The organism is Actinomycetospora chlora (assembly GCF_039542135.1).
Classification (GTDB): Bacteria; Actinomycetota; Actinomycetes; order Mycobacteriales; family Pseudonocardiaceae; genus Actinomycetospora; species Actinomycetospora chlora.
This window is the reverse complement of the sequence record NZ_BAABHO010000013.1, coordinates 85,842-110,210: the sequence shown is the minus strand read 5'-3', so window position 1 is coordinate 110,210 and position 24,369 is coordinate 85,842. Positions and strand designations below refer to the sequence as shown.

Below are 24,369 nucleotides of genomic sequence, written 5' to 3'. Positions count from 1 at the left end.
GCGCCTCCCTCGTCCGGTATGGGTCACATCACACCATCGGGCGAGCGGTCCGTGGACGCGTCGACCGCGGCACCCCGCGGCCCGCGACCACGTCCGCGGCGTCCCGCGCCCGCCGAAGGTGCGGACCGGCCGGCTCCGGCGGGCCCGGCGCCGCCACCCCTACCCTCGCGGTGACCAGGGCCGGCGGCCTCACTCGACGACAGGAGGACCGCGTGTCCGTGCCCCCGGGCGGTGCGGCGGGGCTCGCCGAGCTCGCCGACCTGCTGAGCAGCCGCTCGCTCGACGACGCCGGCCTGGCCGCGGTGAGCGACTCCGCACCCGACACCCCGGTGCTGCCGGAGGTCAGCGTGCTGAAGATCGGCGGCCAGAGCGTCATGGACCGGGGGCGCGCCGCCGTGCTCCCGCTGGTCGACGAGATCGTCGGCCTCACGGGGCAGCACCGGATGCTCATCGGCACCGGCGGCGGGACGCGGGCCCGCCACGCCTACGCGCTGGCCGACGGGCTCGGCCTGCCGACCGGCGTGCTCTCCCAGATCGGGTCGGCGGTCGCCGGCCAGAACGCCACGATGCTCGGCTACCTGCTCGCGAAGCACGGCATCCCGGTCGTGGAGCCGAACGCCTTCGCGACGATCCCGCTGCGCCTCGCCGAGGTCGGTGCCGCCGTCTTCCCCGGCATGCCGCCCTACGCCCTGTGGCAGCGCGTCCCGCACGAGGGCGTCATCCCGCCCTACCGCACCGACGCCGGCTGCTACCTCGTCGCCGAGACCTACGCCTGCCGCCAGATGATCTTCGTCAAGGACGAGGACGGCCTGTACACGGCGAACCCCAAGACCGACCCGTCGGCGACCTTCATCGGAGAGATCACCGTCGACGAGCTGCTCGCCCGCGAGCTGCCCGACCTCGTCCTCGAGCGCGGCATGCTCGAGCTGCTGCGGGACGCCCGCCACGTCCGGTCCGTCCAGGTGATCAACGGCCTGGTGCCCGGCAACCTCACCCGCGCCCTCGCCGGCGAGCACGTCGGCACGATCATCTCCAGCGACGACCAGCACGGAGGCTCCCGATGACCCGCTCCGTCCACCCGGAGGACCGCGCGGGCCGCGACGTCGAGTCCGCGTTCGCCCGCCAGACCCTGCTCGACCGCGAGCTCGTCCGCGCCGCGGCGCCAGAGCGCGCGGAGCGGGTCCGCCTGCTCCCGTGGCTCGAGGTCGTCGTGCTCGGCGGCTCGACGATCGTCGACCGGGGCCACGACGTGCTGCTCCCGCTCGTCGACGAGCTGCGCGGCCTCATCGCCAGCGGCGACCACCGGCTGCTCGTGCTCACCGGTGCCGGCATCCGGGCCCGCCACGTGCTGGGCATCGGCCTCGACCTCGGCCTGCCCGCGGGCGCCCTCGCCGGCCTCGCGGCCACGGAGTCCGAGCAGAACGGCCGCCTGGTCGCGGCGCTGCTCGCCGCGGAGGGCGTGTCGTACCTGCCGCACGAGACCGTCGCGAACCAGCTGCCGGTACACCTCGCCGCCGCCCACGCCGCGGTCTCCAACGGCTACCCGCCCTACGGCGTGCACGAGTTCCCGACGTCGTCGGGCCGGCTGCCCGTGCACCGCACCGACACCGGCGCACTGCTGCTCGCCGACGCCTACGGCGCCGCGCGCCTGGTCTACGTCCGCGACGAGGCCGCGCTCGCGGGCCTGCCCGACGAGGTCTCGGCGAAGGAGCTGCTCGCGCGGGACGGCGACCTGCCGATCGACCGCCTCGCCCTCGAACGCCTGCAGCTCGCGCAGCACGTCCGCGCCGTGACCCTCGTCGACGGCACCGGCGCCGGCGGGCTCACCGGCGCCCTCGAGGGGCGGGGCGGCGTCACCGTCACCGCCGGCTGAGGGCGCGCCCGCGGGTCAGGAGGCCTGCGCCCAGGCCTCCACGCCCACGGGCGCGTCGGCGCCGACCGACTCCTCGACGTACACGAGGCCGTCGACCACCGTCACCGCGTGCGTGCGCACCGGCTTCTTCGCCGGTGGCCCCGAGGGACGGCCCGTGCGCAGGTCGAAGCACGCCGCGTGCAGCGGGCACTCCACCGCGCACCCCTCGAGCCACCCGTCGGACAGCGACGCGTCCTGGTGGGTGCAGGTGTCGTCGATCGCGTACAGCTCGCCGTCCGCGTTGAAGACGGCGATGGGCACGGAGCCCTCCACCCGCACCGACTCCCCCACCAGGATGTCGGTCAGTTCCGCGACGTAGATCATTCCGGCTCCTGTTGCGATCTGCGCATCGAGTCTTGCTATCCGCAACATCAGGGTGAGGCTTCGCCAGATCGGCGTCAATGGGGTACTGGCGGATGTCGCACCGATGACCGACGCTGTTGACGTGGCGTGTTGATGTGACGCTGATATGTCAGTGATGTGACGGCCGACCGGGGAGCGCAGCGGCATGACCGAGCACGGGCGGGCGCCGTCCGGCGGCGCGGCCCGGGCCGTCGAGGGCGAGCACACCCTGCGCCGCGCGACGGCCGCGGCGGCCGTCGGCAACGTGGCCGAGTGGTACGACTTCGGGATCTACTCGTACCTGGCCGGGGCCGTCCTCGACCGGGTCCTCTTCCCCGACGCCGGCCCCTGGGCGCCCGTCTACACCCTCGGCGCCTTCGCCGCGGCCTTCCTCGTGCGCCCGCTCGGCGGCCTCTTCTTCGGTCCCCTCGGCGACCGCGTCGGGCGGACCCGCGTGCTCGCCGCGACGGTGGTGCTGATGGCCGCGTCGACGGTCCTGCTCGGCCTCGTGCCCGATCACGGCGCCGTCGGGGCCGCGGCCCCGGTACTGGTGCTCGTGCCGCGGATGCTGCAAGGGTTCTCGGCGGGCGGGGAGTACACCGGGGCGCTGACGATGGTCGCCGAGTACAGCCCCGACCGGCGTCGCGGCCTGTTCGGGAGCTGGCTCGAGTTCGGCACCCTCACCGGCTACACCCTCGGCGCGGGGGTGAGCGCGGCGCTGATCGCCCTGCTCCCCGACGACGCCCTGCTGGCCTGGGGCTGGCGGCTGCCGTTCCTGCTCGCCCTGCCCCTCGGCGTCGTCGGGGTCTACCTGCGCCTGCGCCTCGAGGACACCCCCGCGTTCCGCCAGCTCATGGAGCGCTCCCCCGCCCTGGCGACGATGCCGCTGCGCCGCGCCCTGCAGATCCTCGCCCGGCGCCACCGGCGGGCCATGCTCGTCGCGGGCGGGCTCGTCGCCGCGTGGAACGTCACCAACTACGTGCTGACGAACTATGTCCCCACCTACCTCACCAGCACGCTCGTCGAACACGGCGAGGACGGCACCGGCACGGCGACGTCGACCGCGCTCCAGGTGCTCGTCATGCTCGGGATGCTGGCGGTCGTCACGTCGCTGGGCCGGCTGTCCGACCGGGTGGGGCGCCGCCCGGTGCTGCTCGCCGGGAGCCTCCTGCTGGTCGTGCTGGGTCTGCCGTCGGTCTGGCTGCTGCGCCAGGGGCTGCTCGGTCAGCTCGGCGGCCTCGCGCTGATCGCGGCGGCGCTCGTGTGCTTCGCCGCGGTCGCCCCGTCGACGCTGCCCGCGCTCTTCCCGACGCTGGTGCGCTACGGCGGCCTCGCGCTGACGTTCAACCTGGCCGTGTCGCTGCTCGCCGGCACCGCCCCGACCGTCATTGCCGCGGCCACCGCCGCGACCGGCGACCTCGACTGGCCGGGCTACTACCTCGTGGCCGCCGGTGTCGTCGGCGTCGTGACGGTGGCGTTCCTGCCCGAGTCCGCGGGCCGGCCCCTCGCCGGCGCCGCGCCGCTGACGTCGAGCGCCGAGCTCCCGCCGCCGGACACGGACGCGGACGGAATCCCGCTCGAGCCGCCGCGCTGACGCCGGTCAGGCCGTCGTCAACCCACCGTCAGACCGCTACCGGGCGGCGCAGCTCGCGGCGGCGCAGGCGCCCGAAGCCGCGCGGGTCGTCCATGCCGAAGACGCCCGTGGTGCGGCCCTCGGCGTCGGCGAACCGGGCGGTGAAGCGCGCGGCCGCGACGTCGCCGTCGACGATCTCGACGTCGTGGTGCGCCGCCGGGTGCCCGGCGAGCTGGAGCACGCGCCCGTACTGCTCGGACCAGACGTAGCCGCTGGGGTCGACGGTGGCCCGCGTGCACCCCGCGAGCAGGTTCGTCGCGGCGACCGCGGCCTGCTCGCCCGCACTCGTCCAGTGCTCGTGGCGCCCGCCGGGCGGGCGGGCGGCGTCGCCGACCGCCACGACGGCGGGCACGTCGGTGACCATGCCGGCGTCGGTGCGCACCCCGTCGCCCAGCGCGAGCCCCGAGCCCTCGAGCCACCCGGTGTGCGGGGCGATGCCGATGCCGACCACGACGACGTCCGCCCCGACCGTGCTGCCGTCGCCGAGCGCGACGCCGACGACGCGACGCCCTCCGGTCGCCGAGCCGGCCGTGACCAGGCCCGCCACGGCGGTCGCCGTGCGCAGGTCGGTGCCGTGGGCGGCGTGGAGGTCGACGCAGCCGCGCGCGATGCGGGCGCCCAGGACGGGCTCCAGCGGCAGTGGGAGGCCGTCGAGGACCGTGACCTCGAGGCCCATCGACCGGCACGTCGACGCCACCTCGGCGCCGATGAACCCGGCCCCCACGACGACGACGCGCGGACCGCCGCGCAGGGCGGTCCGCAGCGCGAGCGCGTCGTCGAGCGTGCGCAGGGTGTGGACGCCCTCGACGTCCTCGGTGCCCGGCAGGCGCCGGGCCCGCCCGCCGGTGGCGACGACGACCCCGTCGGCGACCACGTCGGACCCGTCGGAGAGCGCGAGGCGCGCGCCGGCCGGGTCGAGGCGTGTCGCGGTGACGCCGAGGCGCATCTCCAGGGCGAGCTCCGCGTCGTCGGCCGCGTCGAGCAGGCCGAGCGCGTCCTCCTCGAGGCTGCCGTCGAGGAACGCCTTGGACAGCGGCGGCCTGTCGTAGGGCCGGCGGGGCTCGTCGCCGACGAGCACGAGCCGGCCGTCGAAGCCGGCGTGGCGGAGTGCCTCCGCGGAGCGGACCCCGGCGACGGAGGCGCCCACGATCGCGATGGTGTGCATGGCCGCTCCTGGGACGCGGGACGGACCGGTGTGGAGGACACCCCACGAGCTGGAGTGGCGAGGTTGCGGATGAAGCAACTCGGTGATTCTTCCGCAACCGCAGACGCTCCGAGACGTCTCCCTCCTTGTCAAGGGATGGCCCCGGAGCGAAGCCCGACACTCGCCGAGTGGTCCTCCTCCTCGCGGACCCTTGACACGCAATCCCCGGGTCGCGGACCGTGTGTTGCGCATTGAGCGCCTACGTCTCTCAATACGCAACACACTCGCCGTCGAGCCTTCCCCACCGCTGCGTCCTCGAGGAGCAGGGAACCCATGACCACTGGAGAGATGGCTGCGGAGCTCGTCTCCCCGCCGCTGCCGGCGAGCCTCCGGGAGACGCTGCCGGGCCGGTACTACACCGACCCGACGATCTTCGCCGCCGAGCAGGCGCTGATCTTCGAGACCGGGTGGTCCTGCGCGGTGCTCGCCGCGGACATCCCGGCGCCGGGCGACTTCGAGACCGTCCAGGTCGGCCGCGAGAGCGTCATCGTGGCCCGCGGGCGCGACGGCGCGGTCCGCGCCCACCTCAACGTCTGCCGCCACCGCGGCGCGCGGATCTGCACCGAGGACAAGGGCACCGTGCGGAGGTCGTTCCAGTGCCCGTACCACGCGTGGACCTACGGGCTCGACGGCTCGCTCGTCTCCGCGCCGCACCTGCGCGAGATGCCCGACGTCGACCGCTCGGCCTTCGGGCTGCACCGCGTCCACAGCCGCGAGTGGCTCGGCTACGTGTGGCTCTGCCTCGCCGACGAGCCGCCGTCGTTCGAGGACACCGTGGTCGCCGACGTCGCCGCCCGCCTCGGGTCGCCCGACGCGATCGTCGGCTACCAGGTGGCGGACCTGGCCCTGGGCCGGCGCATCTCCTACGACGTGAAGGCGAACTGGAAGCAGATCGTCGAGAACTTCATGGAGTGCTACCACTGCGGCACGATCCACCCCGAGCTCACCGAGGTGCTGCCGGAGTTCGCGAACGGCCTCGCCGCGCAGTACTTCGTGGGCCACGGCGCCGCCTTCGGCGACGAGGTGCACGGCTTCACCGTCGACGGCTCGGAGGGGCTCGCGCGCATCCCGGGCGTCGGCGCCGACCAGGACCGCCGCTACTACGCGATCACGGTGCGCCCGCAGGTGTTCGTCAACCTCGTGCCCGACCACGTCGTGTTCCACCGCATGTTCCCGCTCGCCGCCGACCGCACCCACGTCGTGTGCGACTGGCTGTACCTCCCCGAGGTCGTGGCGTCCGGGGCGGACATCGACCGCTCGGTGGAGCTGTTCCACCGCGTCAACCAGCAGGACTTCGACGCCTGCGAGCGCTGCCAGCTGTCCATGGACTCGCGCTCCTACGCGCGCGGCGGGGTGCTCGTGCCCAGCGAGCACCACATCGGTGAGTTCCACGACTGGGTGCGGGCCCGGGTCGGCTGAGCACGACCGCCAGCGCAGGACCGACAGAGCAGGACGAAGGGGAGCACGGATGTCCACCACGCCGGAGTCGGAGCCGTCGGACGTCGGGACGCGGGAGTACCGCGACGCGTTCCGGATCGCCGACGAGCTGAACGTCCACGGCAGCGGCTGCGTCTGCCCGCCGTGCGCGGCACGGCTGCCGGGTCTGCTCGTGGAGCTCGCGCGGGCCATCGAGAACGAGACCGACTGACCGGTAGCGTGACCGGATGCCGGGGAGACGAGCGGCCGACGGCGGCGCCGAGCAGGGCTCCGCGGTGCAGTCCGTCGACCGGGCCCTGGAGATCCTCGAACTGGTCGCCGCCGACGGGGAGCTCGGGATCACCGAGATCGCCGAGGCCCTCGGGGTCCACAAGTCGACCGCGTCGCGCCTGGTCGGGGCGCTGCAGCAGCGCCACCTGCTCGAGCAGCAGGGCGAGCGCGGCAAGTACGCCCTGAGCTACGGCGTCGTGCGCCTCGCCGCCGCCGCGACGGGCCGGCTCGACGTCGCGCGGCTCGGGCAGCCCGTCTGCCAGCGTCTCGCCGAGGAGCTGGGCGAGACCGTCAACATCGCGGTGACCGACGGCGAGGCCGGCATCACCGTCGCGCAGGAGGACGGCACCGCGGCGATCACGTCGCAGAACTGGGTGGGGCTGCGCTCGCCCCTGCACGCCACGTCGGCCGGCAAGGTCCTGCTCGCGTGGATGCCCGAGGACGACCGGCGGCGGCTGCTGCGCCGGCGCCTCGAGCGCTTCACCGACGACACCATCGTGGCCGCGGCGGACCTGCGCACCGAGCTCGCCCGCGTGCTCGACGAGGGCCACGCGCGCTCGTTCGAGGAGCTCGAGGTCGGCATGCACGCCGTCGCCGTGCCCGTGTTCTCCGCCGACGGCACCGTCTCGTCGGCGCTCTCGGCGACCGGGCCGGTCTACAGGCTGCCGCGCCGGCGCGCCCGTGCCATCGTCGCCGACCTGCGCGAGGGCGCGGCCGACCTCTCGGCGAAGCTCGGCCACCGCGCCGGGTGAGGGCGGCTCAGCGGAACACCACCGTGCGGTGCCCGTCGACCAGCACCCGGCGCTCGCAGTGCCAGCGCACGGCCCGCGACAGCGCGAGCGCCTCGGCGTCCCGCCCGACGGTCTGGAGGGCGCGCGGGTCGTGGGTGTGGTCGATCCGCACGACCTCCTGCTCGATGATCGGTCCCTCGTCGAGGTCCGCCGTGACGTAGTGGGCCGTGGCGCCGACGAACTTCACCCCGCGGTCGTAGGCCTGGTGGTAGGGCTTCGCGCCGGCGAAGCCGGGCAGGAACGAGTGGTGGATGTTGATCGCGCGCCCGCGCAGGGCCGCGCACGTGCGGTCGGAGAGGACCTGCATGTAGCGGGCGAGCACGACGAGCTCCGCGTCGAGCGCCGCGGTGATCCGCAGGAGCTCGGCCTCCGCGTCGGCCTTCGTGCCCGGGGTCACGGGCACGTGGTGGAACGGCAGCCCGGCCGACTCGGCCATGGCGCGCAGGTCCTCGTGGTTGGACACCACGCCCACCAGCTCGCCGCCGAGGCTGCCCGAGCGCCAGCGGAACAGCAGGTCGTTGAGGCAGTGCGCCGCCCGCGACACCATGACCAGGACCCGGACGGGCCGCGGCGCGTGGAACGCGTGCTCCATGGCGAAGGCCTGCGCCACGGGCGCGAAGTCGCGGGCGATCGCGTCGAGGTCGCCGCCCGCGGGCAGCGCGACGCGGGTGCGGAGGAACAGGCGTCCGCCCACGGGGTCGTCGAACTGCTGGTGCTCGACGATGTCGCCGCCGTGCGCGGCGACGTGGCTGCTCACGGCGCGCACGATGCCGGTGCGGTTCGGGCAGCTCAGCGTCAGGACGAACGAGTCGGTCACGGCCACCGTCTCCTCAGCACTCCACCACGGTGAGGGCCAGCCCGCCCCGGGCCGTCTCCTTGTACTTGACCTTCATGTCCGCGCCCGTGGCGCGCATCGTGCGGATCGCCTTGTCCAGCGACACGTGGTGCACGCCGTCGCCGCGCCGGGCCATCCGCGCCGCGGTGATCGCCTTGACCGAGGCGACGGCGTTGCGCTCGATGCAGGGGATCTGCACGAGGCCGCCGACCGGGTCGCAGGTCAGGCCCAGGTTGTGCTCGATGCCGATCTCGGCGGCGTTCTCCACCTGCTCGGGCGTGCCGCCGAGGAGCTCGGCGAACCCCGCGGCCGCCATCGAGCACGCCGACCCGACCTCGCCCTGGCAGCCGACCTCGGCCCCCGAGATGGACGCGTTGCGCTTGAACAGCTGCCCGACCGCCGCGGCGGTCAGCAGGAAGCGCACCACGGCGTCGTCGTCGAACCCGGGCAGCGTCCGCGCCGCGTGGTGCAGCACCGCCGGCACGATGCCCGCCGCCCCGTTGGTGGGGGCGGTGACGACCCGGCCGCCGGCGGCGTTCTCCTCGTTGACGGCGAGCGCGTCGAGCGTGACCCGGTCCATGTCGGTGGCGCCGGCACCCTCGGCGTCGAGGTGGCGGGCGAGGTCGGCCGCGCGGCGGCGCACGCGCAGCCCGCCGGGCAGCACGCCGTGGGTCGACGTGCCGCGCCGCACGCACTCGCGCATCACCGCCCAGAGGTGCAGCAGCCCGGCGCGGGTCTCCGCCTCCGGCCGGAACGCCGCCTCGTTGGCCAGCACGACGTCGCTGATGCGCGGGCCGTGCGCCCGGGCGATCGCGACGAGCTCGTCCCCGCTCGCGAACGGGTGCGGCACGGGCGTGGCGTCCTCCCGGATGACGGACTGCCCCGTCTCGTCCTGGTCGAGCACGAACCCGCCGCCCACCGAGTAGTACTCGCGGCGCTCGACGGTCTCCCCCGCCGTGTCGCGGGCGGTGAAGACCATGCCGTTGCTGTGGAACGGCAGCCGGCGGGTGCGGTGCAGCACGACGTCGTCGTCGACGGCGAACACCACCGGGTGCTCGCCGAGCAGGCGCAACTTCCCGTCCGCCCGCACCCCGGCGACGATCGGCCCGGCCGCCACGGGGTCGACCAGGTGGGGCTGCTCGCCGGCAAGCCCGAGGACCACGGCCGGGACGCTGCCGTGACCGTGCCCCGTCGCCCCCAGCGAGCCGAACAGCTCGCAGCGGACCGACGCGACGCGCGCGAGCCGGTCGGTGTCGTGCAGGCGGGACGCGAAGAGGTAGGCGGCCCGCATGGGCCCCACGGTGTGGGAGCTGGAGGGGCCGATCCCCACCGTGAACAGGTCGAAGACCGAGACGGCCACGGACACCTCCCGCTCGTGCGATGTTCAGTTAATATATCAGTCGTGCGCGTAACAGAGAAGGACTGCTCCGTCTGTTGTAGGCTCCGCGTGTGAGCGTGCTACCCGTGGAGCAGGACTCCGGCCCCCCGCTGTCGCTGTCGGAACGCGCCTACGCCGCGATCCAGGACAAGCTGATCATGCTGGAGATCCCTCCCATGGCGCCGATCGACGAGGTCGCGCTGGTGGAGTCGCTCGAGGTGGGGCGCACGCCGGTGCGGGAGGCGCTCAAGCGGCTCGAGGTCGACCGGCTGGTCGTCTCGTACGCGCGGCGCGGCACGTTCGCGACGGCCGTGGACATCACCGACCTCGCCTACATCTCCGACATCCGGGTGCAGCTCGAGCCGCTGGCCGCTCGCCGGGCGGCGGAGAGCGCGAGCGAGGCGGTGCGGGCCGACCTGCGCGACCTGGCCGACGCCACCGAGTCGCTCGACGTCCGCGAGCTCGGCCGCGACGAGCTGATGCGCTGGGACATGCGGGTGCACCGAGCGATCTACCGCGCGGCCGGCAACCCGCACCTCGAGGACACCCTCGTGCGCTACGACAACCTGGCGACCCGGATCTTCTGCCTGTTCCTCGACCGGATGGCGGACTTCGTCTCGCACGTCGAGGAGCACGCCGGGCTGCTGCGCACGATCGCCGACGGCGAGGCGGACGTCGCCGCCCGCCGCGCCCGCCAGCACGTCCAGGGCTTCGAGAAGGCGATCCGCGCCGTCATCTGAGGGGAGTCAGCGCGGGATCTGCTCCCGCACCACCGCGGTGAGCTTCGCCGCGCGCAGCACGACGTCGTCGACCGGGTCGACGGCCGTGAGGAGCTCCTCGCGCACGGCCGGATCGGCGACGTCGGCCAGCGCGACCTCGACGTCGACGCGTGCGGTGCCCAGCGCCGCGCGCAGGGCCTCCGCGGCCGCGGCGACCCGCCCGATCACCGCCCGCGGGCCGGCCGGGCGCACCGTCTCGGCGAGGTCGAGCGCGCGGACGGCCAGCGCGATGACCCGCACCCCTGTGCGGGCCACCGCCTGCGCGTCGGTCGGCGCCGGGACACCGAGCCCCCGGACCTCGGACTCCAGCTGCTCGGCCGCGGCCGCGTCCTCGGCGCGCCGGACCACCGTCCCGAGCAGCGCCGCGCCCAGGGCGAGGTGCCGTACCGCGGGGAGCTCCGTCTCGCTCACCGACCCCCTCCTCGTGCCGGCGGTCAGCGCCGGATGCGCGCCATCTCCGGGTCGACGAGCGGCTCGCTCGCGACCGTCGCACGGATCGGCTGCCCGAAGTACGAGATCGCCACGCCGTCGCCCGGCGACAGCCCCGCGGGCAGCCAGGCGTAGGCGATGGGCCGGCCGATGGTGTGCCCGAACGCCGCCGAGGTGACGTACCCGGCGACCTCGCCGTCGACGAGCACCGGCTCGTCGCCGACGACGACGCTCGCCCCGTCGTCGACGGTCAGGCACGTCAGCGCCCGCGTGCGGGTGGCGGTGGAGCGGCCCTCGAGCGCCGCGCGCCCGACGAACTCGCCCTTGGTCGCCGGCCGCACCGCGAACCCGACGCCGGCCTCGTAGGGGTCGTGCTCGCTGGTCATGTCCGTGCCCCAGCTGCGGTAGCCCTTCTCCAGGCGCAGGCTGTCGAACGCCGCGCGCCCCGCGGCGACGACGCCGAGCGGCTGCCCGGCCCGCCACAGCACGTCCCACAGGCGCAGCCCGTACTCGGCACCGGTGTAGATCTCCCAGCCGAGCTCGCCGACGTAGGACACCCGCATCGCGACCACCGGGACGCCGCCGACGACGGCGCGCACGCAGCGGAAGTACCCGAGCCCCTCGTGCGAGAGGTCCGCGTCGGTGAGCGGCGCGACGAGGTCGCGGGCCAGGGGGCCCCAGACGCCGACGCAGCACGTCCCGCCGGTGGTCTCCCGCACGGTGACGTCGAGACCCGCCGCCTCCTGCTGCAGGTGGTGCACGTCGAGCGGGCCGTTGGCGCCGACCTGGAAGAGGTCCGCGCCCAGGCGGGCGACGGTGACGTCGCTGCGCACGCCGCCGGCATCGTCGAGCAGCAGCGTGTAGGTGACCGACCCGACGCTCTTGTCCATCTTCCCCGTGGTGAGCCGGTCGAGGAACGCGACGGCCCCGGGCCCGGACACCTCGAGGCGCGTCAGCGGGGTCATGTCGTACAGCGCGACCGCCGTGCGCGTCTTCCACGCCTCCACCGCGGCGACCGGCGAGTGGAAGCGCGCCGACCACGCGTCCCGCGTCGGCGGCCGCCACGCGGCCGGCAGCTCGGCGACCAGCGGGGCGTTGGCCTCGAACCACTGCGGGCGCTCCCAGCCCCGCGTCTCGCCGAACACCGCGCCGAGCTCGACCTGGCGGGCGTGGAACGGGCTCGTGCGCACGTCGCGCGGCGAGGTCCGCGGCTGCCGCGGGTGCACGACGTCGTAGATCTCGACGAAGTTCTGCTGCGCGGTCTCGGCGACGTAGGCGTCGGCCGTCTGGAACTCCTCGAAGCGGTGCACGTCGCAGCCGTGCAGCTCGATCTCGCTGCGCCCGTCGACGAGCAGCTGCGCGACGCTGTGGGCCACGCCCGCCGAGTGCGTCACCCAGACCGCCTCCGCCACCCAGAAGCCCGCGACCTCGGACGACTCGCCGATCAGCGGCCCGCCGTCGGGGGTGAACGAGAAGACGCCGTTGAAGCCCTCCTCGACCTTGGTGTCGGCCAGCGAGGGCAGCAGCGCGACGCTCTGCTCCCACTGCGGCGCGAAGTCGTCCTCGGTGAACGGCAGCATCGAGGGCTGGCGCGCGGCGGTGACGTCGTCGACGTCCGGCAGCTCGCCCAGCGAGACCGGCATGGGGCGGTGGGCGTAGGAGCCGATGCCGAGGCGGTCGCCGTGCTCGCGGTAGTACAGGTCCTGGTCCTGGTGGCGCAGGATCGGCAGCCGCGCCTCGACCGCCTCGTCGTTCCGCCCGACCAGCGGCGGCACCTGCCCGGTGAACGCGTACTGGTGGGCGAGCGGCAGCAGCGGCACGCGCATGCCGACCATCGCGCCGATCGCCGGGCCCCAGAACCCGGCGCACGACACCACGACGTCCGCGGGCACCACGCCGGCGTCGGTCTTCACGCCGGTCACGCGACCGCCCTGCTGCGCGACGCCGGTGACGCGCGTCGACCCGCGGAACACCGCTCCCCGCGCCTGCGCGCGGCGCATCAGCGCGGTGACCGCCCGGGAGGCCTTGGCGAGCCCGTCGGTGGGGGTGTGCAGTCCGCCGAGGATCCGCTCCGGGTCGATCAGCGGGTGCCGGCGCACGCACTCCTCGACGTCGACCACCGTGGCGGGGATGCCGCGCGAGGCGGCCCAGCCGGCCTTGCGGTGCAGGTCGGCGAGGCGGGCGGGGGTGGTGGCGACCTCGAGACCGCCGACCTGGTTGAAGCACCAGGCGCCGTCGACCTCGAGCCCCAGGAACTTCTCCACCGTGTACGAGGCGAAGGCGCTCATGGTCCGCGACGCGTTGGTCTGGAACACCAGGCCCGGCGCATGGGAGGTCGACCCGCCGGTCAGCGGCAGCGGTCCCTGGTCGAGGACGGTGACGTCGGTCCAGCCGCGCTCGGTGAGCTCGTCGGCGAGGTTCGCGCCGACGATCCCGGCTCCGATGACGACGACGCGGGGGGTGGTGCTCATGAGCGTCTCTTCTCAGACGTGGTGGGGCGGGTCAGGCCTGGGTGGCGTCGACGAGCAGGTCGACGACGGCGCCGGCGAAGGAGGGTCGGACGAGGACCTGCAGGTCGTCGTCGGCGTGGGCGACGAGCAGGACGGGCGCCTGGCCCAGCAGCGTCTGGGCGCTGCGTCCGCGGGGGAACGACGCCGGCCGCAGGTCGATCGCGCAGCCGGCGGCGAGTAGCGCCCGCGCCCCAGGACCACGCAGGCGAACCGACGTCCGCTGCGCGGAGACGTCGACGGCCGTGCCGCCGGCGGGGGCCGCGGCCGCGTCGAGGCGGCGCTCCCACTCGTCCGGCCGGGCCGTCGCCGACGCAAGCAGCCACTCGTCGGGGCCGAGGCGCACGGCGAGCCCGTCGGGCAGCGGTGTCCAGCTCTCGGGCCGCATCGGGAGGGCGCCGCCGGCCGCGTCGGCGACGGCGTCGACCCCGGACGGGTCGATCCGCAGGTCGGCGGCCGCGACCGGGTCGTCGAGCTCGAGGCGGACCGGCCCCGTGACCGAGGCGAGCAGCTCGCGGCGGCTCTCGAGCGGGTGCGTGATCGGGAGCGTGTCAGCCATCGCGGCGGGCTCCTTCGGGGTCGACGAGGACGGTGGGCCCGATGCGGGCGGGCACCAGCTCGCCCGCGACGGGCACGTGGACGGTCTCGCCGACGCGGTCGCGGCCGCCCTTGACGAGCGCGAGCGCGAACGGCCGCCCGAGCTCGGCACTGCGGTAGCTGGAGGTGACGTGCCCGAGCATCGGCACCGGCGGGGCGGGCAGCCGGCCGTCGGCCCGGAGCTCGACGATCTGCGAGCCCTCGGGCAGCAGCGTCGCCGCGTCGTCGGGCAGCAGGGAGACCAGCTGCTTGCGCGCCGGGTCCCGGTTGGCCGGGCGGGCGAACGAGCGCTTGCCGACGAAGTCGGGCTTCTTCGTCGAGACCGCCCAGCTCATCCCCAGGTCGTGGGGCGTGACGGTGCCGTCGGTGTCCTGCCCGATGATCGGGTAGCCCTTCTCGGCCCGCAGGACGTGCATCGTCTCGGTGCCGTAGGGCGTGATGCCGTAGCGCTCCCCCGCGGCCACCAGCCGGTCCCACACCGCCGGCGCGTGCCACGCGCTGACGTGCACCTCGTAGGCCAGCTCGCCGGAGAACGAGATGCGCGCGACGCGCACCGGCGTCCCGTCCAGGACGGTGTCGCGCCAGGTCATGAAGCCGAACGCGTCGTTCGAGACGTCGAGGTCACCGAACACCGCACCGACGACGTCGCGGGACCGCGGGCCGGCGACGGCCATGATCGACCAGTGGTCGGTGACCGAGGTCAGGCGCACCCGCAGGTCGGTCCACTCGGTCTGGAGCCACTCCTCCATCGCGTCGAGCACCGCGGCGGCGTTGCCGGTGGTGGTCGTGACGAGGAAGCGGTCGTCGGCCAGGCGCAGCACCGTGCCGTCGTCGCGCACCATGCCGTCGTTGCCGCACACGACGCCGTAGCGCACGCGGCCGACCTTCAGGCTGGACATCATGTTCGTGTAGAGCCGGTCGAGCAGCTCCCCGGCGTCCGGGCCGCGGACGTCGATGCACCCGAGCGTCGAGGCGTCCATGATCCCGACGCCGCCGCGCACCGCCGCGCACTCGCGCAGCACCGCGGCGGTCATGTCCTCGCCGGCCCGCGGGTAGTACCGCGCGCGCTGCCACTGCCCGACGGCCTCGAACTCCGCGCCGGCCGCGACGTGCCAGCCGTGCAGGGGCGTCGTGCGCACCGGGTCGAAGAGGTCGCCCCGCTCGCGCCCGGCGAGCGCCGCGAAGGCGACCGGCGTGTACGGCGGGCGGAACGTCGTCGGCCCGAGCTCCGCGAGCGGGCGGCCGGTGAGCTCCGCGATGATCCCGACGGCCAGTACCCCGGACGTCTTGCCCTGGTCGTGCGCGGTGCCGATGGTCGTGTAGCGCTTGACGTGCTCGGGGTGGGTCATCCCGGCGGCGACGGCCCGCGCCACGTCGGCGACGGTGGCGTCGCGCGCGGCGTCGACGAACTGGCGGGCCGGGTCGCCCTCGGCGCGCCAGAGGACCCGCGGCGGCGCCGCCTCCTCCGCCGGCGCCGTCGGCGCGTCGGGCCCGCCGGCCTCGCGCAGGACGTCGGCCAGCGCGAGCGTGCCGTTGGCCGCGCCGACCACCTCGACGCCGTCCAGGCGCTCGGCCGGGCGGTAGGCGCCGATGCCGGCGTCGTAGGCCAGGCGGCCGCCCACATGGCTGAACAGGTGGGCGGTCGGGGTCCAGCCCCCGGAGAGCAGCAGCAGGTCGCAGGGGACCTCCTCGTCACCCACGACCGCCGCGGTGACGTGCTCCTCGCCGCGGGTGCCGCGCACCGTCGCGCCGGTGGTGATCCCGATCGAGCGCTCGGCGCAGCGCCGGGCCCACGCGGCCGGGGCCTCGTCGCGGGCGTCGACCACCCGCACGGCCGCGCCCGCGTCGCGCAGGTCGACCGCGGCGGCGTAGGCGGAGTCGTTGGTGGTCGCCACGACGACCTCGCGCCCGGCGAGCACGCCGTGGCGGTGCAGCAGGTCGCGCGCGGCCGAGGCCAGCACGACCCCGGGCCGGTCGCCGTCCTCGATGACGTACGGCCGCTCGATCGCCCCGGCCGCGATCACGACCCGGGCGGCGCGGACGCGGTGCACGCGCTGCCGGGTGCGGCCGTCGGTGCAGCGCTCGAGGGCGAGGACGAAGCCGTCGTCGTGGTGGCCGAACGCGGTGGTCCGCTGGAGGTGCGTGACGGTCGGGGAGGCGGCGAGCGCGGCGACGACGTCGTCGACCCACGCGAGCGCGGGGCGGCCGTCGATCACCTCGGTGCCGGTGAGGCTGCCCCCGGGCGCGGGCCGGTCGTCGAGGAGCACGACGTCCTCGCCGCGGCGCGCGGCGTCCCGCGCGGCGACCAGCCCGGCCGGGCCGGCGCCGACCACCACGACGTCGGTGTGCCGGTGGCGGCGGTCGTAGCGGGCGTGGTCGGCGACCTGCGAGAGCCGGCCCTGCCCGTTGACCCCGCGCACGACGAGCCCGTCGACGGCCTCGACCGTCGTGGCCTGCAGCATCGGCTCCGGGAAGGGCTCCTCGACCTGGATCAGCCCGGTGGGCTCCTCGGTCCAGGAGCCGGTGATGCCGCGGGGCCGTCCGAGCTTGACGCTCGTCGTCGCGGGCCGGGCGTCGTGGGCGAGCAGCACCGAGGCGACGGTGTCGCCGGGGTGCCCGGTGTACGCGACACCATCGACGGTGATGGTCACCGTGCGGGTGCGGTCGATGCGGCCGTATCCGTCGACGCGGCTCATGACGTCAGCTCCGTGCTCATCCGGGGGGTGCCGAGGAAGCGGTGGGTGCGGGTGTCGCGGACCGCGGTGAACCAGCGCCGGCACCCCGCGGTGTGGACCCAGCGCTCGGTGAACGGCCCCTTGGGGTTGTCGCGGAAGAACACGAAGCGGGCCCAGGCCTCGTCGTCGAGCGCCGACGGGTCGGCCGGGTAGGGCACGTGGGCCTGGCCGCCGTAGGAGAACTCGATCTCCTCGCGGGGGCCGCACCAGGGGCAGGTGATCAGCTGCATCTCGGACCTCCTAGTGCGCCACGGCCGCGGCGCCGTGCTCGTCGACGAGCGCCCCGGTGGTGAAGCGGTCGAGCCCGAACGGCGCGACCAGCGGGTGGGGACGGCCGTGGGCGACGGTGTCGGCGAACGCCCATCCGATGCCGGGCGTGGCCTTGAAGCCGCCGGTGCCCCAGCCGCAGTTGAGGAAGACGTTCTCGTAGGGCGTGTGCCCGACGATCGGGCTCGCGTCCGGCGTGACGTCGACGATCCCGGCCCAGCTGCGCAGCAGGTGGGCGCGGGCGAACACGGGGAAGAGCTCCACCGCGGCGGCCATCTGCCGCTCGATGACGTGGAACGCGCCGCGCTGGCCGTAGCCGTTGTAGCCGTCCACGCCGGCGCCCATCACCAGCTCGCCCTTGTGCGCCTGCGACACGTACACGTGCACGGCGTTGGACATGACGATCGTCGGGTGCACGGGCTCGAGGAGCTCGGAGACCAGGGCCTGCAGCGGGTGCGACTGCAGCGGCGCGGGCACGCCGAGCATGTCGAGCAGCACCGACGTGTGCCCCGCGGCGCACAGCGCGACGGTGCCGGCGGCGATGTCGCCGCGGGTGGTGCGCACGCCGGTGACGCGGTCGCCGTCGGTGCTGAAGCCGGTGACCTCGCAGTCCTCGACGATGTCGATGCCGGCCTCGTCGGCGCGGCGCGCGAAGCCCCAGGCGACGTAGTCGTGCTTGGCGATGCCCGCGCGCGGCTGGAACGTCGCGCCCGCTACCGGGTAGCGGATGTCGGCCGAGACGTTGACGATCGGGCAGACCTTCGCCACCTCGTCGGGGCCGAGCCACTCGGCGTCGATGCCGTTGAGCTTGTTGGCCTCCACCCGGCGCACGGAATCGCGCACGTCCTGCTCGGTGTGCGCGAGGTTGAGCACGCCGCGCTGGCTGAACAGGATCGGGTAGCCGAGGTCGTCCTCGAGCCCCTCCCAGAGCTGGAGGGCCCGGTCGTAGATGCCCGCCGACTCGTCCCACAGGTAGTTGGAGCGGATCAGCGTGGTGTTGCGGGCCATGTTGCCGCCGGCGAGCCAGCCCTTCTCGAGCACGGCGACGTCGGTGATGCCCAGCTTCGCCAGGTAGTGCGCGGTGGCCAGCCCGTGCCCGCCGCCACCGACGATGACGACGTCGTAGGAGCGGTTCGGCTCCGTCGCGGTCCAGAGGCGGTCCGGGTGCTCCGGCAGGTGCGCGCCGGGCGGGGTGGGCGTCATACCGGCAGCTCCGGGTAGAGGGGGTGGCGGTCGGCGAGGACGGCGACGCGGTCGGCGAGGAGGTCGAGCTCGTCCTCGGTGACGGCCGGGCGCAGGGCGCGGGCGATGACGTCGGCGACCTCGGCGAAGTCGTCGGCGCCGAAGCCGCGGGTGGCGAGCGCGGCGGTGCCGATGCGGACGCCGGAGCTGACCATCGGCGGGCGCGGGTCGAACGGGACGGCGTTGCGGTTGACCGTCACCCCGACGCGGTGCAGGCGGTCCTCGGCCTGCCGGCCGTCGAGGTCCGAGTCCCGCAGGTCGACGAGGACGAGGTGGACGTCGGTGCCACCGGAGACCACGCCGACGCCGTCGGCGATGAGGCGGACGGCCAGGAGGCGGGCGCCGTCCAGGGTCCGCTGCTGGCGCTCCCGGAACGCCGGGGTGCCCGCGAGCCCGAAGGCCACGGCCTTGGCCGCGATGACGTGCTCGAGCGGGCCGCCCTGCTGGCCGGGGAAGACCGCCGAGTTGACCTTCTTGGCGATCGCGGGGTCCGACGTCAGCACGAAACCGCCGCGGGGGCCGCCGAGCGTCTTGTGCGTCGTCGAGGTGACGACGTGGGCGTGCGGCACCGGCGAGGGGTGCAGGCCCGCGGCCACCAGGCCCGCGAAGTGCGCCATGTCGACGAGCAGATGGGCCCCGACCTCGTCGGCGATCGCGCGGAACGCGGCGAAGTCGAGCTGCCGCGGGTAGGCCGACCAGCCCGCGACGATCATCGCCGGCCGGTGCTCGCGGGCCAGGCGGGCGACCTCGTCCATGTCGACGCGGTGGTCGTCGGGGCGCACGTGGTAGGCGACCGCGTCGTAGAGACGGCCGGAGAAGTTGAGGTGCATGCCGTGGGTCAGGTGGCCGCCGTGCGCGAGCGCCAGCCCCAGGATCGTGTCGCCGGGCCGGAGCAGGGCGGCCATCACCGCGGCGTTGGCCTGGGCGCCCGAGTGCGGCTGCACGTTGGCGTGGGCGGCGCCGAAGAGGTCCGTGACCCGGTCGATCGCCAGCTGCTCGACGACGTCGACGTGCTCGCAGCCGCCGTAGTAGCGCCGCCCGGGGTAGCCCTCGGCGTACTTGTTGGTGAGCACCGAGCCCTGGGCGGCCATCACCGCGGCCGGCGCGACGTTCTCGCTGGCGATCATCTCGAGCGTCCGGCGCTGGCGGTCGAGCTCGCGGGTGACCTGGGCGTGGACCTCGGGGTCGACCTCGGCGAGGGACCGGTCGAGGAGCGCCGGGTCGGAGATGGCCGTGATCGTCATGCGGCGATCCTCTTGGTAGCCGACTGATATATCTGACGTCGAGGACTGTAGACACCAGAGCCGAGCAGGGTCAACACTCGAGGGCACCCGACGAGCGAGGAGGCCAGGAGATGGGGACGCGCGACGACATGGGCCTGCTGGACCGCCAGCTGGCCGCCCGGCTCCGCCGCGAGCGGGTCGGGCTGACCATCCCCGACCGCCACCGTGCCGAGGCGGCGGCGATCGCCCGGCGCCACGGCTACGAACTGCACGTCGCCGACGTCGCCGAGCCGGGCTGCGTGTGGGCGGAGTTCCGCCCGACCTGAGCGGGTCGTGGACGCGCCGGGAACGCCCGGGCAGGATGCGGACATCGCCACCGGAGCCCAGCACCTGCAGGACCTTGCGCGGCTGCGGCGTGTCCGCGACCGGATCGACCGCGAGTACACCCGGCCGCTCGACGTCGAGGCGCTGGCGCGTGGGGTGCACTGGTCGGCCGGGCACCTCAGCCGGGCGTTCCGCCGGGCCTACGGCGAGTCGCCCTACAGCTACCTCATGACCCGCCGCGTCGAGCGGGCGATGGCGTTGCTGCGGCGCGGCGACATGAGCGTCACCGAGGTCTGCTTCGCCGTCGGGTCGTCGTCGCTGGGCACGTTCACCACGCGCTTCACCGAGCTCGTCGGCGTCTCACCGGGCGTCTACCGCAAGGAGCACGCCGGGCCGGGCCCGGGCATGCCGCCGTGCGTCGCCAAGCAGGTCACCCGACCGGTCAGGAATCGAGAAGTCCGGGCCGCCGGCACGCCCCTAGCGTGAGCCGCATGAGCACCGACCTCACCATCCACCAGGCCTTCCTCCCCCACACCGACAACGACGCCTCGCTCGCCTTCTACCGCGACACCCTGGGCTTCGAGGTCCGCAACGACGTCGAGTGGAACGGGCTGCACTGGCTCACCGTCGGGCCGCCCGACCAGCCCGGCACCTCGATCGTGCTCTACCCGCCGTCGGCCCAGCCGGGGCTGACCGACGAGGAGCGGCAGACCGTCGCCGAGCTGATGGCCAAGGGGACCTTCGCGTCGATCAACCTCGCCACCCGTGACCTCGACGGCACGTTCGAGCGCGTGGCGGCCGGCGACGCGGAGGTCGTCCAGGAGCCCACCGAGCAGCCGTGGGGCATCCGCGACGCCGCCTTCCGCGACCCCGCGGGCAGCATGATCCGCATCTTCGAGGTGAAGTGACCGACCCCGCCGCCAGGACGGAGACCCGATGAGCACGGCCACGGAGCCGGACGCGCCCACCCTGCACGCCGCGGACGGCCACGACCTCCTGCGCGTGCGGGGCGCCCGCGAGAACAACCTCAAGGACGTGGACGTCGCGCTGCCCAAGCGGCGGCTGACCGTGTTCACGGGCGTGTCCGGCTCGGGCAAGAGCTCGCTGGTGTTCTCGACGATCGCCGCCGAGTCGCAGCGGATGATCAACGAGACGTACAGCACCTTCATCCAGGGCTTCATGCCGACCATGGACCGCCCCGACGTCGACGTCCTCGACGGGCTGACCACGGCCATCGTCGTCGGGCAGGAGCGGATGGGCGGTGACGTGCGCTCGACCGTCGGCACCGCGACCGACACCGGTGCGATGCTGCGCGTCCTGTTCAGCCGCCTCGGCCGACCGCACATCGGCGGGCCGCAGGCCTTCTCGTTCAACGTCGCGTCGATCAGCGGCGCCGGGGCGGTCACGCTGACCAAGGGCGGGCGGGAGACGAAGGAACGCCGCGAGTTCAGCATCACCGGGGGCATGTGCCCGCGGTGCGAGGGCCGAGGCACGGCGTCGGACTTCGACCTCACCGCGCTCTACGACGACAGCAAGTCGATCAACGACGGCGCCATCACCATCCCCGGCATGAGCATGGACGGCTGGTTCGGCCGCATCCTGCGCGGCACCGGCTTCTTCGACCCGGACACGCCCATCCGGGACTTCACCCGCAAGCAGCTCGACGATCTGCTCTACCGGGAGCCGACCAAGCTCAAGATCGACGGCATCAACCTGACCTACACGGGGCTGATCCCGCAGATCCAGAAGTCGATGCTGTCGAAGGACCCGGAGGCGATGCAGCCGCACATCCGGGCGTTCGTCGAGCGCGCGGTCGTCTTCGCCTCCTGCCCCGAGTGCGGCGGGACGCGCCTGTCCGAGGCGGCGCGCTCCTCGCTGATCGCGGGGCGGCACATCGGCGAGGTCTCGGCGATGCAGATCAGCGACCTCGCCGAGTGGGTCCGGGGGCTGGACGAGCCGTCCGTGGGTCCGCTGCTCGAGTCGCTGTCGGCGACCCTGGACTCCTTCGTCGAGATCGGCCTGGGCTACCTGTCGCTCGACCGCCCGGCCGGCACGCTCTCGGGCGGCGAGGCGCAGCGCACGAAGATGATCCGCCACCTCGGCTCGGCGCTCACCGACGTCACGTACGTCTTCGACGAGCCCACCATCGGCCTGCACCCGCACGACATCGACCGCATGAACACCCTGCTGCTGCGGCTGCGGGACAAGGGCAACACCGTGCTGGTCGTCGAGCACAAGCCCGAGACGATCGCCATCGCCGACCACGTGGTCGACCTCGGCCCGCGCGCCGGCGCGGCGGGCGGCGAGATCGTCTACGAGGGTTCGCTGGACGGCCTGCGCCGCAGCGGCACGCTCACCGGACGCCACCTCGACGACCGGGCGACGCTCAAGGCGGAGGTCCGCACGCCGACCGGCGCGCTGGAGGTGCGCGGCGCCGACACCCACAACCTGCAGGGCGTCGACGTCGACATCCCGCTCGGCGTGCTCGTCGCGATCACCGGCGTCGCCGGGTCGGGGAAGAGCTCCCTGATCCACGGGTCGGTGGCGTCGCGCGAGGGTGTCGTGGTCGTCGACCAGGCCCCCATCAAGGGCTCGCGGCGCAGCAACCCCGCGACGTACACCGGTCTGCTCGAGCCCGTCCGCAAGGCGTTCGCCAAGGCCAACGGGGTCAAGCCCGCCCTGTTCAGCGCCAACTCCGAGGGCGCGTGCCCCAACTGCAACGGCGCCGGGGTGATCTACACCGACCTCGGCATCATGGCCGGGGTCTCGACGGTGTGCGAGGTCTGCGAGGGCCGACGGTTCGACGCCGCCGTGCTCGAGTACCGCCTCGGCGGGCAGGACATCAGCGAGGTGCTCGCGATGTCGGTCGACACCGCCGCCGCCTTCTTCGGCAGCGGCGAGGCGCGGACGCCGGCGGCCCACCGGATCCTCGAGCGGCTCGCCGACGTGGGGCTCGGGTACCTGACGCTCGGCCAGCCCCTGACGACATTGTCCGGCGGCGAGCGCCAGCGGCTCAAGCTCGCGGTGCAGATGGGCGAGTCGGGCGAGGTCTACGTGCTCGACGAGCCGACCACCGGCCTGCACCTCGCCGACGTCGAGCAGCTGCTCGCGCTGCTGGACCGCCTCGTGGACGCCGGCCGGTCGGTGATCGTCATCGAGCACCACCAGGCGGTGATGGCCCACGCCGACCGGATCATCGACCTCGGCCCCGGCGCCGGCCACGACGGCGGCCGGGTGGTGTTCGAGGGGACCCCGGCCGAGCTCGTCGCCGCCCGGTCGACGCTGACCGGGCAGCACCTCGCGACCTACGTGGGGGTCTGAACCAGCAGCGGGACCTCCATCTCCGCCGCGGTCACCGAGCCGTGCTGGCCGGGCAGGCGCGAGAGCACCGCCTCGGCCTCGGAGCGCACCACGGCGGCGGTATCGCGCAGGGCCACGACGACGTCGGGCACGCGGGACAGGAGGCCGTGGCCGACCGGGCCGAACCAGCCCCGCGCGACGGCCTCCTCACCCGGCAGCACCCAGGCGTCGTCGCCGAGCACCGCGGACCAGGTGGCGAGGACGTCGGCGGCGGCGCCCTCCTGCGCGTAGACCAGGCGGGCCCGCGGGTCGCCGCCCAGGAGCGCGACCCCGGCGCGCAGGTCGGGGTCGGTGTCGGCGTCGTGGCGGCGGTCGACGGTGACCATGCCGTGGTCGGCGGTGACGGCGAGCAGCGCGCCGTCCGGGAGCTCGGCGGCGAGCTGCTCGACGAGCCGGTCGATCTGCCGGAGCTGCCAGCGCCAGGCCCGCGAGCCGGGGCCGCGCAGGTGCCCGAGCTGGTCGAGGTCGGCGTGGTAGGCGTAGACCAGCTGGCGGCCGGGGCGGGCGAGGGCGTCGAGCAGCTCGTCGGCGAGGTCACCGAAGGCGCCGACCCCGCGGTAGCGGGCGCCGCGCAGCGCCGAGCGGGTCAGGCCGGACTCGCGGAAGGCGCGGTCGGACACGACGGTCGACGCCACGTCGTCGGCGGCGGCCCGCTCGAACACCGTCGCCCGCGACTGCACGGTCTCCGGGACGAGCGTCTTCCGCGCGTCGTGCCCGTCGGCGGTCCAGGTCAGCGCGTCGAGCAGGCTCCCGTCGACGCGGAACCGGACCCCGATCGTGCCGTGGGCCCCGGGCGGCAGGCCGGTGCCCAGCGTGGTGACGCTGATCGGGGTACTGCTCGGGAAACCGACGGTCAGCGGCCCGGCCTCGGCCATGGCCGCGAGGAACGGGGCGTCGGCGGCGTGGTCGTGCAGGAGGGCGTGCCCCAGCCCGTCGACGAGCAGCAGCGCCGCGGCGCGCGCGGGCGGCAGCGCGAAGGCGCCGCCGGTGCCGGACACGCTCGCCAGCAGCGAGGGCAGGACGTCCGGCAGACCGGGCCGGTCGGGACGGGGCAGCACGGGGTCCACAGCGTCCGGGGCCACCTACGCATTCTCGCGGATGCCG

23 protein-coding genes are annotated in these 24,369 nt (G+C 74.5%); 11 read left to right on the top strand and 12 right to left on the bottom strand.

Features of this window, described 5'->3' with window-relative positions:
- The first annotated feature begins 212 nt into the window (after positions 1–212).
- Together ABD994_RS10540 and ABD994_RS10535 are read left to right on the top strand one after the other, a co-directional pair.
- A complete protein-coding gene (locus tag ABD994_RS10540) occupies positions 213–1,064 on the top strand; it encodes an amino acid kinase family protein (protein WP_345413865.1) in 852 nt (283 codons plus the stop codon).
- The gene (locus ABD994_RS10535) at positions 1,061–1,873 is read left to right on the top strand and encodes an amino acid kinase family protein (protein ID WP_345413863.1); all 813 of its coding nucleotides are present in this window, start codon (positions 1,061–1,063) and stop codon (positions 1,871–1,873) included. Before ABD994_RS10540 ends, ABD994_RS10535 begins: the two co-directional genes overlap by 4 nt.
- Before the next feature lie 15 nt (positions 1,874–1,888).
- Here the strand turns inward: ABD994_RS10535 and ABD994_RS10530 are convergent, their stop codons facing one another.
- Positions 1,889–2,236, bottom strand: a complete 348-nt coding sequence (locus tag ABD994_RS10530; protein ID WP_345413861.1) for a bifunctional 3-phenylpropionate/cinnamic acid dioxygenase ferredoxin subunit — start codon at positions 2,234–2,236, stop codon at positions 1,889–1,891.
- 184 nt (positions 2,237–2,420) lie between these two features.
- Between ABD994_RS10530 and ABD994_RS10525 the strand changes: the two genes are divergently transcribed.
- The gene (locus ABD994_RS10525; RefSeq protein ID WP_345413858.1) at positions 2,421–3,848 is read left to right on the top strand and encodes an MFS transporter; all 1,428 of its coding nucleotides are present in this window, start codon (positions 2,421–2,423) and stop codon (positions 3,846–3,848) included.
- Between the two features lie 28 nt (positions 3,849–3,876).
- Here the strand turns inward: ABD994_RS10525 and ABD994_RS10520 are convergent, their stop codons facing one another.
- Complete coding sequence (locus ABD994_RS10520; protein WP_345413856.1) at positions 3,877–5,052, bottom strand: NAD(P)/FAD-dependent oxidoreductase; 1,176 nt, start codon at positions 5,050–5,052, stop codon at positions 3,877–3,879.
- 312 nt (positions 5,053–5,364) lie between these two features.
- Here ABD994_RS10520 and ABD994_RS10515 point away from each other — a divergent pair, with 312 nt between their 5' ends.
- The 3 genes from ABD994_RS10515 to ABD994_RS10505 are packed head-to-tail and all read left to right on the top strand — an operon-like array spanning position 5,365 to position 7,550.
- Positions 5,365–6,510, top strand: a complete 1,146-nt coding sequence (locus ABD994_RS10515) for an aromatic ring-hydroxylating oxygenase subunit alpha (RefSeq protein ID WP_345413854.1) — start codon at positions 5,365–5,367, stop codon at positions 6,508–6,510.
- 49 nt (positions 6,511–6,559) lie between these two features.
- On the top strand, positions 6,560–6,739 hold the full coding sequence (locus ABD994_RS10510) for a hypothetical protein (protein WP_345413852.1): 180 nt from the start codon (positions 6,560–6,562) through the stop codon (positions 6,737–6,739).
- A gap of 16 nt (positions 6,740–6,755) precedes the next feature.
- Positions 6,756–7,550 (top strand): IclR family transcriptional regulator, encoded by a 795-nt coding sequence (locus tag ABD994_RS10505; protein ID WP_345413850.1) that lies wholly within the window; start codon positions 6,756–6,758, stop codon positions 7,548–7,550.
- 7 nt (positions 7,551–7,557) lie between these two features.
- Here ABD994_RS10505 and purU read toward each other — a convergent pair whose 3' ends face one another.
- Together purU and ABD994_RS10495 are read right to left on the bottom strand one after the other, a co-directional pair.
- Positions 7,558–8,406, bottom strand: a complete 849-nt coding sequence (purU, locus tag ABD994_RS10500; protein WP_345413848.1) for a formyltetrahydrofolate deformylase — start codon at positions 8,404–8,406, stop codon at positions 7,558–7,560.
- Between the two features lie 13 nt (positions 8,407–8,419).
- A complete protein-coding gene (locus ABD994_RS10495; RefSeq protein WP_345413846.1) occupies positions 8,420–9,784 on the bottom strand; it encodes an L-serine ammonia-lyase in 1,365 nt (454 codons plus the stop codon).
- A gap of 89 nt (positions 9,785–9,873) precedes the next feature.
- Here ABD994_RS10495 and ABD994_RS10490 point away from each other — a divergent pair, with 89 nt between their 5' ends.
- The gene (locus ABD994_RS10490; RefSeq protein WP_345413844.1) at positions 9,874–10,542 is read left to right on the top strand and encodes a GntR family transcriptional regulator; all 669 of its coding nucleotides are present in this window, start codon (positions 9,874–9,876) and stop codon (positions 10,540–10,542) included.
- A 6-nt stretch (positions 10,543–10,548) separates the two neighbouring features.
- Here ABD994_RS10490 and ABD994_RS10485 read toward each other — a convergent pair whose 3' ends face one another.
- The 7 genes from ABD994_RS10485 to glyA are packed head-to-tail and all read right to left on the bottom strand — an operon-like array spanning position 10,549 to position 19,602.
- Positions 10,549–10,992, bottom strand: coding sequence for a cyclodeaminase/cyclohydrolase family protein (locus ABD994_RS10485; protein WP_345413842.1), 444 nt, complete (start codon positions 10,990–10,992; stop codon positions 10,549–10,551).
- A gap of 23 nt (positions 10,993–11,015) precedes the next feature.
- The gene (locus ABD994_RS10480; RefSeq protein WP_345413839.1) at positions 11,016–13,481 is read right to left on the bottom strand and encodes a GcvT family protein; all 2,466 of its coding nucleotides are present in this window, start codon (positions 13,479–13,481) and stop codon (positions 11,016–11,018) included.
- Positions 13,482–13,512: 31 nt separating this feature from the next.
- Positions 13,513–14,076, bottom strand: coding sequence for a sarcosine oxidase subunit gamma (locus ABD994_RS10475; protein ID WP_345413836.1), 564 nt, complete (start codon positions 14,074–14,076; stop codon positions 13,513–13,515).
- Positions 14,069–16,810 (bottom strand): 2Fe-2S iron-sulfur cluster-binding protein, encoded by a 2,742-nt coding sequence (locus ABD994_RS10470; protein ID WP_345413834.1) that lies wholly within the window; start codon positions 16,808–16,810, stop codon positions 14,069–14,071. The genes ABD994_RS10475 and ABD994_RS10470 overlap by 8 nt, the downstream gene beginning before the upstream one ends.
- On the bottom strand, positions 16,807–17,079 hold the full coding sequence (locus ABD994_RS10465; RefSeq protein ID WP_345413832.1) for a sarcosine oxidase subunit delta: 273 nt from the start codon (positions 17,077–17,079) through the stop codon (positions 16,807–16,809). Before ABD994_RS10465 ends, ABD994_RS10470 begins: the two co-directional genes overlap by 4 nt.
- A 10-nt stretch (positions 17,080–17,089) precedes the next feature.
- On the bottom strand, positions 17,090–18,319 hold the full coding sequence (locus ABD994_RS10460; protein WP_345413829.1) for a sarcosine oxidase subunit beta family protein: 1,230 nt from the start codon (positions 18,317–18,319) through the stop codon (positions 17,090–17,092).
- Positions 18,316–19,602, bottom strand: coding sequence for a serine hydroxymethyltransferase (gene glyA / locus ABD994_RS10455; protein WP_345413827.1), 1,287 nt, complete (start codon positions 19,600–19,602; stop codon positions 18,316–18,318). Before glyA ends, ABD994_RS10460 begins: the two co-directional genes overlap by 4 nt.
- A 110-nt stretch (positions 19,603–19,712) precedes the next feature.
- On the opposite strand from glyA, the gene ABD994_RS10450 reads away from it, so the two are divergent.
- From ABD994_RS10450 to ABD994_RS10435, 4 genes are read left to right on the top strand one after another with little or no spacing between them, the layout of a single operon-like run.
- Entirely contained in the window at positions 19,713–19,907 is a 195-nt protein-coding gene (locus tag ABD994_RS10450) for a hypothetical protein (protein WP_345413825.1), read from the top strand.
- A 7-nt stretch (positions 19,908–19,914) separates the two neighbouring features.
- Positions 19,915–20,391, top strand: coding sequence for a helix-turn-helix transcriptional regulator (locus tag ABD994_RS10445; RefSeq protein ID WP_345413824.1), 477 nt, complete (start codon positions 19,915–19,917; stop codon positions 20,389–20,391).
- Positions 20,392–20,396: 5 nt separating this feature from the next.
- Complete coding sequence (locus ABD994_RS10440; RefSeq protein ID WP_345413822.1) at positions 20,397–20,813, top strand: VOC family protein; 417 nt, start codon at positions 20,397–20,399, stop codon at positions 20,811–20,813.
- Positions 20,814–20,841: 28 nt separating this feature from the next.
- Positions 20,842–23,226, top strand: a complete 2,385-nt coding sequence (locus ABD994_RS10435; protein WP_345413820.1) for an ATP-binding cassette domain-containing protein — start codon at positions 20,842–20,844, stop codon at positions 23,224–23,226.
- Here the strand turns inward: ABD994_RS10435 and ABD994_RS10430 are convergent.
- Positions 23,211–24,347 (bottom strand): alkaline phosphatase family protein, encoded by a 1,137-nt coding sequence (locus ABD994_RS10430; RefSeq protein WP_345413818.1) that lies wholly within the window; start codon positions 24,345–24,347, stop codon positions 23,211–23,213. The two genes, ABD994_RS10435 and ABD994_RS10430, sit on opposite strands and share 16 nt — an antisense overlap.
- Between the last annotated feature and the right edge of the window lie 22 nt (positions 24,348–24,369).

What these genes read in the sequence shown, in the direction of transcription:
- ABD994_RS10465 (WP_345413832.1), bottom strand. Translation starts at nt 17,079, where the DNA reads ATGCAGCTGATCACCTGCCCCTGGTGCGGCCCCCGCGAGGAGATCGAG.
- ABD994_RS10535 (WP_345413863.1), top strand. Translation starts at nt 1,061, where the DNA reads ATGACCCGCTCCGTCCACCCGGAGGACCGCGCGGGCCGCGACGTCGAG.
- ABD994_RS10530 (WP_345413861.1), bottom strand. Translation starts at nt 2,236, where the DNA reads ATGATCTACGTCGCGGAACTGACCGACATCCTGGTGGGGGAGTCGGTG.
- ABD994_RS10475 (WP_345413836.1), bottom strand. Translation starts at nt 14,076, where the DNA reads ATGGCTGACACGCTCCCGATCACGCACCCGCTCGAGAGCCGCCGCGAG.
- ABD994_RS10435 (WP_345413820.1), top strand. Translation starts at nt 20,842, where the DNA reads ATGAGCACGGCCACGGAGCCGGACGCGCCCACCCTGCACGCCGCGGAC.
- ABD994_RS10460 (WP_345413829.1), bottom strand. Translation starts at nt 18,319, where the DNA reads ATGACGCCCACCCCGCCCGGCGCGCACCTGCCGGAGCACCCGGACCGC.
- ABD994_RS10525 (WP_345413858.1), top strand. Translation starts at nt 2,421, where the DNA reads ATGACCGAGCACGGGCGGGCGCCGTCCGGCGGCGCGGCCCGGGCCGTC.
- ABD994_RS10450 (WP_345413825.1), top strand. Translation starts at nt 19,713, where the DNA reads ATGGGGACGCGCGACGACATGGGCCTGCTGGACCGCCAGCTGGCCGCC.
- ABD994_RS10510 (WP_345413852.1), top strand. Translation starts at nt 6,560, where the DNA reads ATGTCCACCACGCCGGAGTCGGAGCCGTCGGACGTCGGGACGCGGGAG.
- ABD994_RS10440 (WP_345413822.1), top strand. Translation starts at nt 20,397, where the DNA reads ATGAGCACCGACCTCACCATCCACCAGGCCTTCCTCCCCCACACCGAC.
- ABD994_RS10520 (WP_345413856.1), bottom strand. Translation starts at nt 5,052, where the DNA reads ATGCACACCATCGCGATCGTGGGCGCCTCCGTCGCCGGGGTCCGCTCC.
- glyA (WP_345413827.1), bottom strand. Translation starts at nt 19,602, where the DNA reads ATGACGATCACGGCCATCTCCGACCCGGCGCTCCTCGACCGGTCCCTC.
- ABD994_RS10480 (WP_345413839.1), bottom strand. Translation starts at nt 13,481, where the DNA reads ATGAGCACCACCCCCCGCGTCGTCGTCATCGGAGCCGGGATCGTCGGC.
- ABD994_RS10515 (WP_345413854.1), top strand. Translation starts at nt 5,365, where the DNA reads ATGACCACTGGAGAGATGGCTGCGGAGCTCGTCTCCCCGCCGCTGCCG.
- ABD994_RS10470 (WP_345413834.1), bottom strand. Translation starts at nt 16,810, where the DNA reads ATGAGCCGCGTCGACGGATACGGCCGCATCGACCGCACCCGCACGGTG.
- ABD994_RS10505 (WP_345413850.1), top strand. Translation starts at nt 6,756, where the DNA reads ATGCCGGGGAGACGAGCGGCCGACGGCGGCGCCGAGCAGGGCTCCGCG.